Source organism: Neisseria sp. CCUG17229 (assembly GCF_047839235.1).
Classification (GTDB): domain Bacteria; phylum Pseudomonadota; class Gammaproteobacteria; order Burkholderiales; family Neisseriaceae; genus Neisseria; species Neisseria brasiliensis.
On the sequence record NZ_CP181247.1, the window covers coordinates 446,628 to 459,431 of the forward strand.

At 52.7% G+C, this 12,804-nt stretch carries 9 protein-coding genes; 3 read left to right on the plus strand and 6 right to left on the minus strand.

Translation table 11 applies throughout. From position 1 onward, the window contains the following. Positions 1-85 precede the first annotated feature (85 nt). Together murI and ACM67B_RS02205 are read left to right on the plus strand one after the other, a co-directional pair. Positions 86-895 (plus strand): glutamate racemase, encoded by an 810-nt coding sequence (gene murI, locus ACM67B_RS02200; RefSeq protein ID WP_416189964.1) that lies wholly within the window; start codon positions 86-88, stop codon positions 893-895. Positions 896-1,063: 168 nt separating this feature from the next. Then, positions 1,064-1,363, plus strand: a complete 300-nt coding sequence (locus ACM67B_RS02205; protein WP_416189965.1) for a hypothetical protein — start codon at positions 1,064-1,066, stop codon at positions 1,361-1,363. 79 nt (positions 1,364-1,442) lie between these two features. On the opposite strand, the gene betT is transcribed toward ACM67B_RS02205, so the two are convergent. The 6 genes from betT to betB form a co-directional block, all read right to left on the minus strand. Beyond that, the gene (betT, locus tag ACM67B_RS02210) at positions 1,443-3,449 is read right to left on the minus strand and encodes a choline BCCT transporter BetT (protein WP_416189966.1); all 2,007 of its coding nucleotides are present in this window, start codon (positions 3,447-3,449) and stop codon (positions 1,443-1,445) included. A gap of 88 nt (positions 3,450-3,537) precedes the next feature. Further along, positions 3,538-5,133: a BCCT family transporter gene (locus tag ACM67B_RS02215; protein ID WP_416189967.1), complete on the minus strand. Its 1,596-nt coding sequence runs from the start codon at positions 5,131-5,133 to the stop codon at positions 3,538-3,540. Between the two features lie 143 nt (positions 5,134-5,276). Continuing rightward, on the minus strand, positions 5,277-7,076 hold the full coding sequence (locus ACM67B_RS02220) for a BCCT family transporter (protein WP_416189968.1): 1,800 nt from the start codon (positions 7,074-7,076) through the stop codon (positions 5,277-5,279). An 86-nt stretch (positions 7,077-7,162) separates the two neighbouring features. Continuing rightward, the gene (betA, locus tag ACM67B_RS02225) at positions 7,163-8,860 is read right to left on the minus strand and encodes a choline dehydrogenase (RefSeq protein ID WP_416189969.1); all 1,698 of its coding nucleotides are present in this window, start codon (positions 8,858-8,860) and stop codon (positions 7,163-7,165) included. 60 nt (positions 8,861-8,920) lie between these two features. Continuing rightward, the gene (locus ACM67B_RS02230) at positions 8,921-9,274 is read right to left on the minus strand and encodes a DUF4298 domain-containing protein (protein WP_416189970.1); all 354 of its coding nucleotides are present in this window, start codon (positions 9,272-9,274) and stop codon (positions 8,921-8,923) included. Positions 9,275-9,315: 41 nt separating this feature from the next. Next, positions 9,316-10,779 (minus strand): betaine-aldehyde dehydrogenase, encoded by a 1,464-nt coding sequence (gene betB / locus ACM67B_RS02235; protein ID WP_416189971.1) that lies wholly within the window; start codon positions 10,777-10,779, stop codon positions 9,316-9,318. A gap of 301 nt (positions 10,780-11,080) precedes the next feature. Between betB and ettA the strand changes: the two genes are divergently transcribed. After that, entirely contained in the window at positions 11,081-12,754 is a 1,674-nt protein-coding gene (gene ettA / locus ACM67B_RS02240) for an energy-dependent translational throttle protein EttA (RefSeq protein ID WP_095501877.1), read from the plus strand. Positions 12,755-12,804: the final 50 nt, after the last annotated feature.

The window sequence follows — 12,804 nt, forward strand, 5'->3', positions numbered from 1 at the left end:
TAAGTTATCAGCTGGAACGGCTATTAAAATACCGTCTGAAAGCGTGTACAATAACCGCCATATCGACTTTTGAACCCGACCAATCATGAGTATCAGCAAACAGCGCCCCATCGGCGTCTTCGATTCCGGCGTCGGCGGCTTGACCAATGTCCGTGCATTGATGGAGCGGCTGCCGATGGAAAATATTGTTTATTTCGGCGATACTGCCCGAGTGCCCTACGGTACCAAATCGCGAGCCACCATCGAAACCTTTTCCCTGCAAATTGTTGATTTTTTGTTGGAACACGATGTCAAAGCCTTGGTTATCGCCTGCAATACCATTGCCGCGACCGCCGGCACGAAAATCCGTCAAAAAGCCGGCAATATGCCTGTGTTGGACGTGATTTCTGCCGGTGCCGAAGCCGCGTTGGCGACCACGCGCAACAATAAAATCGGCATCATTGCCACCAATACTACTGTGAACAGCAATGCCTACGCCCGCGCCATTCATGCACAAAATGCCGATACTTTGGTGCGCACACAAGCATCGCCTTTGCTGGTGCCGCTGGTGGAAGAGGGCTGGCTCGATCATGAAGTGACCCGTCTGACCGCGCGCGAATATTTGAGACCTTTGCTGGTCGACGACATCGACACGCTGGTGTTGGGCTGTACCCACTTTCCGCTGCTCAAACCGCTGATCAGCCAAGAGGCGCCGAATGTGACCTTGGTCGATTCCGCCATTACCACGGCTGAAGCCACCGCCAAAGCCTTGGCCGAAGCCGGTTTGCTCAATACCGACAATCCCGCGCCGGATTACCGTTTTTATGTCAGCGACATTCCGCTGCGGTTCCGTACCATTGGCGAGCGTTTTTTGGGACGCAGCATGGAGCAAATTGAAATGGTGACGTTGGGTTAACCGTTAAATCATGAATCAAGGCCGTCTGAAAAGTGTTTTTCAGACGGCCTTTACATACAGGTTGAGACAAAAAAACGCATGCATTCGAGTGGTGAAATTGCTATCATCAAATCATCAGGTAAGGGCATGAATGTGAGGCCGTCTGAAACAGATGTAAAGGAGAAAAATATGAACAACGCAAGCCGATTATTATTATGGGTGCCGGTGTTGATGCTCGCCGCTTCTGTGAACGCTGCTTCTTTGGATAAAGCGCAGGCATTCGAACTGAACGATGTGACTCTGAGCCAAGTGGCAGATGATGTGATTGCTGCCAAACGTCCGCATAAAACGCTTAATCAGCGTATTTCTGATAGAATCGAAAAATCCCGCCGCAATCGCGAAGCCCGCAAAATGATGCGCCAGCAGCGTGAAAAACGTGAGCAAGAGCACAAAGAAGCGGATAAGGCAGAGCAAAAAGAAGCCGCTTAATTTATTGATTGCAAAGGTTTAAACCTATATAAAAGGCCGTCTGAAAAATGATTTTCAGACGGCCTTGATGTTTTACCGCTTAGCGATCCATATACAGAAACTGAATATGGCGCTCATATTGATTCAGAATATCGATAATCGCCTGCTCTTTGGTGTAGCCAAGAATATCGTAATCCTGACTGCCTTCAATCAAAAAGACTTCGGCGCGGTAGTATTTTTCATGCTCTTGCAGCGAAGCCAGATTGCCTGCTTGACCGAGCGCGAAAATCGGTTTTTCCGCTTCAATCAGTTCCACACGATAGATAAAGTCGCGTTGTTCGGGATAGCGCACAGCAATTTGATGCACCAAGCCGCCGTTTTCCGTAGTAAGTTCGACTTCAAGGCGTTGTTTTTCTAATTCAATCGCCACTTCCGCCATGGCTTGTTCTAATGTATGGGTCATGAAGTGTTTGGCCGTCTGAAGGTCAGGGAAGCTGGCCAAGCGGCTTAAGCGGTTGCGCCAGTTTAGGCCGTTGTCGAGCACCAATGCGCGGTCGATTTGGCCTGCTTTGCGCTTCATGCCTTCTTGGCGCAGGCTGATCCACATCGAAATCATGTACAGCACCAAAATCAGCGAGAAGGGCAAACCGGCCACCACCGACACCGATTGCAGCGACGCAAACCCACCGGCAAACAGCAAGCCCAAAGTCACCAAGCCTGTGCCGGCTGCCCAGAATAAACGCAGCCACACCGGCGCATCGGCGGTAGAAGCCAAATCGCGCGAACTCAAATTCGCCAATACCAAAGCGCCCGAGTCGGCGGAAGTCACAAAGAAAATCAAGCCGATAATCACGCCCATGGTCGACCACAAACCGGCCAGCGGATAATGTTCAAACAGCAAAAACATACCCATCGCCGGATTTTCGACTGCGGTTTTGGCCAAATCGGCCGCTTGACCGCTGTTGACCAAATCGATGGCGCTGTTGCCGAAAATCGAGAACCACGCAAAGATAAAGCCCAACGGGATAAACATCACGCCAAACACAAATTCGCGCAGCGTGCGGCCGCGTGAAATGCGCGCGATAAACAGGCCGACAAACGGTGCCCATGCCACCCACCAAGCCCAGAAGAAAATGGTCCAAGCCGATTTCCATTCCGCGCCGGATTCTCCTTCATAAGCATACACGCGGAAGGTTTTGTCCATGATGGTTTGGAAATAGCTGCCGATGTTGTCCACCAAGCCGTTGAACAGAAACACCGTCGGCCCCATCACCAACAGCGCAATCAATAAGCCTGTCGCGCCCAACATATTGATTTCGGACAAGCGGCGCACGCCTTTGTCCACGCCCGACATGGCCGATAAAGCTGCTGCTGCGACCACGCCCAAGATGATGGCTGTCTGAACCGTTTTGCTGGTGTCGATACCGAATACATGGTTCAAACCGGCATTGGCTTGCAATACACCAATACCCAAGCTGGTAGCAATACCGAGCAGGGTACACACCACGCCGAAAATATCGACCGTGTTGCCGAGCCAGCCGTTGACGCGTTTTTGCCCAAAAATCGGCAGTAAGGCGCTGCGTAAGGCCAGCGGCATGTTTTTGCGGTAGGCAAAATAAGCCAAAGCCATGCCGATCAGCGCGTAAATGCCCCAGCCGTGCAAGCCCCAGTGTAAAAAGGTTTGCGCCAAGGCCGTGCGTGCCGCTTCGGGTGTGCTGCCTTCGCCGATATTGGGCGCAAGGTAGTGGGTGAGCGGCTCGGATACACCGAAAAACAGCAAATCGATGCCGATACCGGCGGAAAACAACATCGCCGCCCACGCCAAAAACGGAAAAGCCGGTTTGTCTTGGTCTTGGCCGAGTTTGATGTCTCCGTAACGCGATACGCCGACAAACAGCGAAAATACGCCGTAAGCGGCCACCACCAGCATGTAATACCAGCCGAAATGGTCGGATACCCATTTGAGCGCGCCACCAAGCACGGTTTCACTGACGGCAGGGAATAAAATGGTGAACAAAATCAGCGCCACCGTAATCACAGACGATGCCAAAAACACGGTTTTATTCACCGCTAGCTTGGCGCCGCCGGAAAACGCGGAATTCTGCATAGGCTTTCTCCTTATGTGTTATTGATTATTGTCGGGGGATAAGGCCGTCTGAAAAGCATTCAGGTTTCAGACGGCCTGAAGGTGAAACTTAATCGGGAAATTCTTCACTCGGACGGTGGGTTGGCACTTCTTCTTCACCGCGGTGATAGCGTTCCGCTTCTTCGGCAGGACGCTTAATCGGCAATGTGTCCGGCAACACCAAATGCGCTTCGATGCGGAGCACCTTGATAATCGCGAACAACATCAAAATCAGAATAATCGTGAAGGGCAAACCTGCCACAATCGAACCTGCTTGCAGGCTCTTCAAACCGCCCGCCACCAGCAGCGCCATAATGATGCCCGACAGCAAAAAGCCCCAGACGATTTTCAGGCGCAAGGTCGGATTAAGTGCGCCGCCGCTGCTCATGCTGGCCAGAATATGTGTGGCCGAGTCGGCAGACGTAATCAAGAAAGTGGCAATCAACACCAGTGTGGCGGTAGAAGTAAATGTGTGCAGCGGGAATTGTTCCAAAAAGGCAAACATCGCCAGCGTGTAATCATTGGCCACGACCTGCGCTAAGCCCGCATTGGCATATAAATCCTGATAAATCGCCGTGCCGCCGAATGCCGCAATCCACAAAAACGAAATCAGCGGCGGCACAATCAACACACCCACCACAAATTCACGAATGGTGCGGCCGCGCGAAATGCGGGCGATAAACGCGCCGATAAACGGGCTCCACGAAATCACCCATGCCCAGTAAAACACCGTCCATTTTTCCACCCAGTTGCTTTCTTTGCGGAACGGGTCAAGGCGCAGGCTGTAATCGATAAAATGTGTCAAATAATCGCCGATACCGGTTACAAGTGATTTAAACATCACCGAAGTCGGTCCCAGAATCATGATAAACAGCGTCAAACCGAGCGCAATCGCCATATTGATGTTTGACAGCCATTTCACGCCGCGACTCAAGCCCGACGAGGCTGAAATCACGAAAATCACCGTAATCACTGCCAAAATCGCCGCATGTGTCCACGGATTGCCCGGCAGGCCGTACACATAGGTCAGGCCGCCGTTAATCTGTAATACGCCCATGCCGATGGACGTGGCAATACCCATCACAGTGGCAATCACTGCCAAAATATCGACCGTGCGGCGCCAAAAGGTCGGGTAATTATGGCCAAACAGCGTTTCCATCGAGGTCGATACCAAGCTGTCTTTCTTGATACGGTATTGAAATAAGCCGATAATCAGGCCGGCAATGGCAAAAATCGACCATTGCGACAAGCCCCAGTGAAAATAAGTGTAGCCCATCGCCATACGCGCGCTCTCAATCGAACCCGGCTCAACACCCGGCAGCGGCGGGCTGGCAAAATGCGTCATCGGTTCAGCCACGCCCCAAAACACAATCCCCACGCCCAAGCCGCCCGAAAAGAGCATACCAATCCACGAAGCGGTGCTGAATTCAGGTTTCTCATCGAAACGCCCCAGTTTCAATTTGCCGTAGCGCGTGAAAATCAGCCCGATTAAAAACACATCAAACACAAACACCGACAGCATATATACCCAGCCGAAATGCGCCGCGATGTATTGGTAAATCACATCGGCGTAGTGGCCGAAAGCTGCGGGAAACATCAAACCGATGGCGGTAATCGCTACAATCAATACAGCAGAAATATTCAAAACAGTAAATTGTTTCGACATGATTTTCTCCAAGATTGTTGGATGGTATTAAATTATTTTATTCTGAATAATTAATATACGCCTTTACCTAAAGACATTCAATTGGCAAGAGGCAGGCTGTTCAGACGGCCTGATGCGCATCAAAAGGCCGTCTGAAAGCTGGGTTAAGGATTCTTGTTGTTGTCACTGTTTTGCTGGCGCATTTCTTCGTAAATCGCCTGTTGTGCCAATACCGAGCCTTCCGGTGCCTGCGAAGTATCACCGTCTTCCCACGGCGCATTATCCGGCACAGTTTCAATGTGAATGGTGCTGAGTGAATAATCCGGTTGGTAGTGCAAATCGTATTTGGCCGCTTTGATGGTCGCCAACATGATTAAACTCATGATGATCAGCAAAGGCGCACCGGCAAAAATCGAGGCCGTCTGAAGGGTGGACAAGTCACCGATAAACATCAACACTGCCGGCATGAAGCATAAAGTAAACGCCCAGAACAAGCGGTTCCAGCGGTGTGGTTCGTCGTTGACTTCATGCTGCACCACCGAAGAAAGAATGTAGGAAATGCTGTCAAACGTGGTGGCGGTGAAAATAATCGCCAACATGGTAAACACGGCAATCACCAATTTCGCCATCGGCAAGGTGTTTAACACGGCAAAAATAGTGGCGGTCGCGCCTTGATTGTTCAATACGGCCACTACATCGAGCGCGCCGGTCAATTGTAGATACATGCCGTAGTTGCCTAAGATGATGAAAAACACCGAGCAGCCGAGCGAGCCGAAGAAAATCGAGCCGACCGCCATCTGACGGATGGTGCGGCCTTTGGAAATTTTGGCGATAAACAAACCGATGGTCGGCGCAAACACCAGCCACCATGCCCAGTAGAACACAGTCCAATCTTGCGGAAAGCCTGTTTTTTGGAAGCCGTGGCCGGAGAATTCGCCGAATGCTTCCGTCCACGTCATCATCTTAATCATATTGGTGAGCGAGCGGCCGATACTTTCCAAGCCAGTATTGAGCATAAATACCGTCGGTCCGGTTACCAACACAAACAGTAAAAACGCCACCGCCATATAGAAATTGATGTTGGATAAAAACTGAATGCCGCCGCGCAAACCCTGATAGGCGCTGTAGGCAAAAATCAGCGTGGTCACCAGCAACACCACCAATTGCATGGTGATGTCTTTCGGCGTGTTGAAAAGTTCGTGCAGGCCTTCGGTAATCATCGGTGAGGCCAAACCGAGCGAGGTTGCGCCGCCGCCAATCATGCCGAACACAAAGAAAATATCCACCAGCTTGCCCCAGTTGCTCTTGGCGAATTTCTCGCCGAAAAGTGGCATCAGGCTTTGGCTGACCTTCAAAATCGGTGAATTGCGCACATGGGCAAAATAGGCAATTGACACCGCGGGCACCAAATAAATCGCCCACGCCACCGGCCCCCAGTGGAACATGCCGTAGGTTGCCGCCCAGCGCACTGCTTCCGGTGATTTTGGCTCAATACCGAAAGGCGGGCCCTGATAGTAGTAAACCCATTCCAAAATGCCCCAGTACATAATGCTTGCGCCGATACCGCCGCAAAACATCATCGCCGCCCATGAGCCGGTTTTGAATTCGATGTCGTCTTCGGGTTTGCCTAATTTGATGTTGCCGATGTCAGACGAACAGATATACACCACAAACAAAATCGACAACACGCCAAACGCCAAATAAGCGCCGCCGAGTTTGTTGGTGACAAATTGTTTGGTCGCGCCAACCCATGCCGCGCCTTGCTCGGGGAACAGCACCAAAGGCAGGGTCACGGCAAACAGAATCAGCAGCGTGCCAAAAAAGGTAAATTTATCAATGCGGGTATCGGGCGTGGCCGAAGTTTTTTGGCGGAAATATTGATCAGTATTGAACATACCCAAATGGCGCGAATGCGTCATTTTGACCGGTTTGTATTTAAGCTCGGGGCGGGAATCTTTATTCATGGGATGACTTTCTTATTGTTATGTCACGATAAATGAGACTGTGTTTTCAGACGGCCTTTTCTAAGTATCAGGCCGTCTGAAAATCCTTAGCCGCGTTTGGCTTCGCCACGCACAGGCGCGCCGTTGGCGACATAATAGTCTGCTTCCGATTTCGGCAGCTTACGGCCACGCATGGCATCGGCGATTTTTTCACCGATCATGATTGTGGTGGCGTTCAGATTGCCGGTGATGATGTCGGGCATGATGGACGCATCGACCACGCGCAAGCCTTCTACACCGTGCACGCGGCCTTGGCTGTCGACCACGGCATCATTGCCTTCGCCCATCGCACAGGTGCAGGACGGGTGATAGGCGGTTTCGGCGTGGTTGCGCACATATTCGTCGATTTGTGCATCGGTTTGCACGTCTAAGCCCGGGGTGATGACGGCGCCGCGGTAAGGGTCGAGCGCGGGCTGATCCATGATTTCACGCGTGATGCGGATGGCGGCGCGGAATTCTTCCCAGTCTTGTTCGTGGCTCATGTAGTTGAACAAAATGCTCGGATGCTCGGCCGGATTGCGTGATTTGAGTTTGATGCGGCCGCGGCTGAGCGAGCGCATCGAGCCGACGTGGGCTTGGAAACTGTGCGATTTGCTGGCGTTGCGGCCGTCGTAGCGCACGGCAATCGGCAGGAAGTGGTATTGGATGTTCGGCCACTCGAATTTTTCGTGGCTGCGGATAAAGCCGCCGCCTTCAAAGTGGTTGGTCGCGCCCAAGCCGGTGCCGTTGAACAGCCATTCCGCGCCGATGGCGGGTTTGTTCCACCAATGGGTTGCCGGTGCGATGGAAACGGGCTGGGTGCATTCGTATTGCATGTAGAGTTCGAGATGGTCTTGAAGGTTGTTGCCCACGCCCGGCAAATCCAAGATTTCGCTCACCCCTGCTTCGGCCAGCCATGCGCCGGGGCCGATGCCGCTGCGTTGCAGGATTTGCGGCGAGGCAATTGCACCGGCGGACACAATCACTTCTTGTCGCGCTTCGACGGTTTTCAGACGGCCTTGATGCTCGAAACGAACCCCGCGCGCGCGTTTGCCGTCAAACAGCACCACATCGGTCAGTGCGCCAGTGAGAATGGTGAGACGTTCGCGGTGTTTGGCCATGTCGAGATAACCGCGTGAAGTGGACGAGCGGCGGCCTTCGGGATTGACAAACCTGTCCATCGGGCCGAAGCCTTCTTGTTGGTAGCCGTTTAAATCATCGGTGCGCGGATAGCCTGCGTCCACGCCTGCCTGAATCATGGCTTCGAATAAGGGATTGGCGTCTTTTTTGGCGGTGGTAACGTGAATCGGGCCGTTGCCGCCGTGGTAATCGTTTTCACCGGCATCGCGGTGTTCCGATTTTTTGAAATAGGGCAGGCAGTCGAGGTAAGACCAGTCGGCCAAGCCGTCTTTTTTTGCCCAATGGTCGAAATCAAGCGCGTTGCCGCGGATGTAGCACATGCCGTTAATCAACGATGAGCCGCCCAAGCCTTTGCCGCGACCGCAGTCCATCACGCGGTTGTTCATGTAAGGCTCGGGATCGGTTTTGTAGCCCCAATTGTAGGTCGTACCTTGCAGCGGCATCGCCAATGCAGCAGGCATTTGGGTGCGGAAATCCAAGCGGAAATCGGGCAAACCGGCTTCCAAGAGCAACACGGAAACGTTTTCGTCTTCGGTCAAACGCGCCGCCAATACCGCGCCTGCGCTGCCGGCGCCGATGATGATGTAGTCGTAAGCGGATTTTAAAGTCGGGTTGGGATGAATCATCTTGTATTCCTTTCTTGTTATCGGTTTGACGGAAAATATACTTGAGGCCGTCTGAAACGCTTAATCGCTTTGATTGCTGTGGCCGCTGTGGTTGCGGTCGCGATCCAGCGTTTCAATGCAGTCGCGCATCCATTGCCATGCCAGCGTCTGCTGGTCGCCGTAGGCATCCCATAGTGCATCTTCGCTCAATACGCTGTATTCGCCCTGCGTGGTTAAGTCGGGCTGCCAGCCTTGTTCTTCGGCTTCCAAGCAAGCGCGGTATTCGCCGCCGAAGTAAAACGTTGCCAGCTCGCGCATAATCGCCTCGCCGCGCTGCCAGTCTTGGAGTGCGGCTTCGAGTTTGGGCAGAAGTTGTGTCCATTCGCGGTAGAGGGCTTGGATTTCGTCAAGGCGTTGTTGGGTTGGTTGGCTCATGTGGTTTTCCTGAGAAATTGAAAAATGGTTTTCAGACGGCCTTAAAACACCGATTGAAACTCACCCAAATCCACCAAAACCGATTTGGTTTGGGTGTAGTGCATCAGGGTTTGTACGCCGTTTTCGCGGCCGATGCCCGATTGTTTGTAGCCGCCCACCGGCATTTGCGCCGGCGATTCGCCCCATGCGTTAAGCCAGCAGATGCCGGCTTGCAGGCGGCCGATTAAGCGGTGGGCGCGTTTGATGTCGTTGGACACCACACCGGCGGCCAAACCGTAATCGGTGTCGTTGGCGCGCTCGATGGCTTCGTCTTCGGTTTCATAAACCAAAATGCTCATTACCGGCCCGAAAATCTCATCACGGCAGATGGCCATATCGTCGGTGCAGTCGGTGAACACGGTCGGCGCAACGTAAGCACCATCGGCCAAACCTTCATCTTTCAGACGGCCGCCGCCGGTGAGCAGTGTGGCGCCTTCTTGTTTGCCGCGTTCGATGTAGTCCAACACTTTTTCCATGTGCGGGAAACTGGCCAAAGGGCCGAAATTTGTGGCTTCATCGAGTGGGTCGCCAATGCGGATTCGCTTCACACGCTCGATGATTTTTTGTTCAAACTCGGCTTTCAAGGTTTTCGGCACAAACACGCGCGTGCCGTTGGTGCAGACTTGGCCGGAACTGTAGAAATTCGCCATCATGGCAATGTCGGCGGCGGTGTCCAAATCGGCATCGTCGCAGATAATCAGCGGCGATTTGCCGCCCAATTCCATGGTGACGTCTTTCAGGCTGCTTTCGGCGGCTTGTGCCATCACTTTTTTGCCGGTCGGCACGCCGCCGGTGAAGGAAATCTTGGCGATATTCGGATGACTGCTTAATGCCGCGCCGACACGTCCGCCACCTTGTACCACGTTAAACACACCATCTGGCAAACCCGCTTCGGTGAAAATTTCCGCCAGCTTGATGGCGCCCGTAGGCGTGGTTTCGCTTGGTTTGAACACCATCGCATTGCCTGCCGCTAAAGCAGGCGCGGCTTTCCACATCGCAATTTGAATCGGGTAATTCCACGCGCCGATGCCACCGACCACACCCAACGGCTCTTGGCGCGTATAGGCAAACGCATTCTCGCGCAACGGAATCTGGCGGCCTTCAATGGCCTGCGCCAGACCGGCATAATATTCAATCACATCGGCACCGGTCACCACATCGACATACAGCGTCTCCGACAAAGGTTTGCCGGTATCCAGCGTTTCGATGCGTGCAAGTTCATCATTGCGCGCACGCAAAATTTCTACCGCTTTGAGCAAAATGCGGCTGCGCTCCACCGCCGTCATCGCCGCCCAAACTTTCTGGCCTTCAATGGCCGTCTGAACCGCGCGTTCGATTTCGGCGTCATCACTTTCCTGCACGCGGGCAAGGATTTCGCCATTGGCCGGATTGATGTTGTCGAAAGTATCGGCATTCGGATTCGGGGTGGCATGGGCGCCGTTGATGTAAGCAGTAAGCGTTTGCATGATGAACTCCTTCACGATAATCGGTTTTGATTTTGGTATAAATTCTCAACTGCTTCTTACCATAACATAAATTGAACATTATTCAAAATCCGCATGAAAGCAGGGGTTTGCTTGAAAAGTATTCATAAAAATCAAGCTGTCGTTTTAAAGTAAACAGCTTTTCAGACGGCCTGATTGCGTTTAAAACCTTACGAAAAGCCGATTTTCGGTTAGAATCGGGAAGTCTGAAATTTCTGTTTCAGACGGCCTGACTTTTAGATTGAGGCCGTCTGAACAAAGTAACCATTAAGCGAGAATATTTATGAGCCAATACGTTTATTCCATGCTGCGCGTGAGCAAGGTCGTGCCGCCGCAAAAAACCATTATTAAAGACATTTCATTGTCGTTTTTTCCGGGTGCCAAAATCGGCCTGTTGGGCTTGAACGGCGCGGGTAAATCGACCGTGTTGCGCATTATGGCCGGCGTGGACAAAGAATTTGAAGGCGAAGCCGTGCCGATGAGCGGCATCAAAATCGGCTATCTACCGCAAGAGCCGGAGCTTGATCCGGAAAAAACCGTGCGTGAAGAAGTGGAAAGCGGTTTGGGCGAAGTGGCCGCCGCGCAAAAACGCTTGGAAGAAGTGTATGCCGAATATGCCAATCCCGATGCCGATTTTGATGCGTTGGCTGAAGAACAAGGCCGTCTGGAAGCGATTATTGCGGCCGGTTCGTCAACCGGTGGCGGCGCCGAACACGAATTGGAAATTGCCGCCGATGCGTTGCGTCTGCCCGATTGGGACACCAAAATCGGCGTATTATCAGGCGGTGAAAAACGCCGCGTGGCCTTGTGCAAACTGTTGCTGAGCAAGCCCGATATGCTGCTGTTGGACGAGCCGACCAACCACTTGGATGCCGAATCAGTTGAATGGCTGGAGCAATTCTTAGTGCGCTTCCCAGGCACCGTGGTTGCCGTGACCCACGACCGCTATTTCTTGGATAACGCCGCCGAATGGATTTTGGAACTCGACCGCGGTCACGGCATTCCGTGGAAAGGCAACTACTCTTCATGGCTGGAGCAAAAAGAGCAACGCTTGGCCAACGAAGCCAAATCCGAAGCCGCCCGCATCAAAGCCATGAAACAAGAATTGGAATGGGTGCGCCAAAACGCCAAAGGCCGCCAAGCCAAATCCAAAGCCCGTTTGGCGCGTTTTGAAGAAATGAGCAATTACGAATACCAAAAACGCAATGAAACACAGGAAATCTTTATCCCTGTGGCCGAGCGTTTGGGTAACGAAGTGATTGAGTTCACCAACGTGAGCAAATCATTTGGCGACAAAGTATTGATTGACGACTTGAGCTTTAAAGTGCCGGCCGGTGCGATTGTCGGCATCATCGGCCCCAACGGCGCGGGTAAATCGACCCTGTTCAAACTGATTTCCGGTAAAGAACAGCCCGATTCCGGCGAAGTGAAAATCGGCCAAACCGTCAAAATGTCGCTCATCGACCAAAGCCGCGAAGGCCTGCAAAACGACAAAACCGTGTTCGACAACATCGCCGAAGGCCGCGACATCTTGCAAGTCGGCCAATTTGAAATCCCCGCACGCGCCTACCTCGGCCGTTTCAATTTCAAAGGCAGCGACCAAAGCAAAATCGCCGGCAACCTCTCCGGCGGCGAACGCGGCCGCCTGCACTTGGCCAAAACCCTGCTGAGCGGCGGCAACGTCTTACTGCTTGACGAACCGTCAAACGACCTCGACGTCGAAACCCTGCGCGCCCTCGAAGATGCCTTGCTCGAATTCGCCGGCAGCGTGATGGTGATCTCGCACGACCGCTGGTTCCTCGACCGCATCGCCACCCACATTCTCGCCGCCGAAGGCGACAGTAAATGGGTGTTCTTCGACGGCAACTACCAAGAATACGAAGCCGACAAAAAACGCCGCTTAGGCGAAGAAGGCGCGAAACCGAAACGGATTAAGTATAAGCCGGTAACGCGTTGATTTTATTGAGTGATAAAGAGGCCGTCTGAAAAAATAGTTTTCAGACGGCC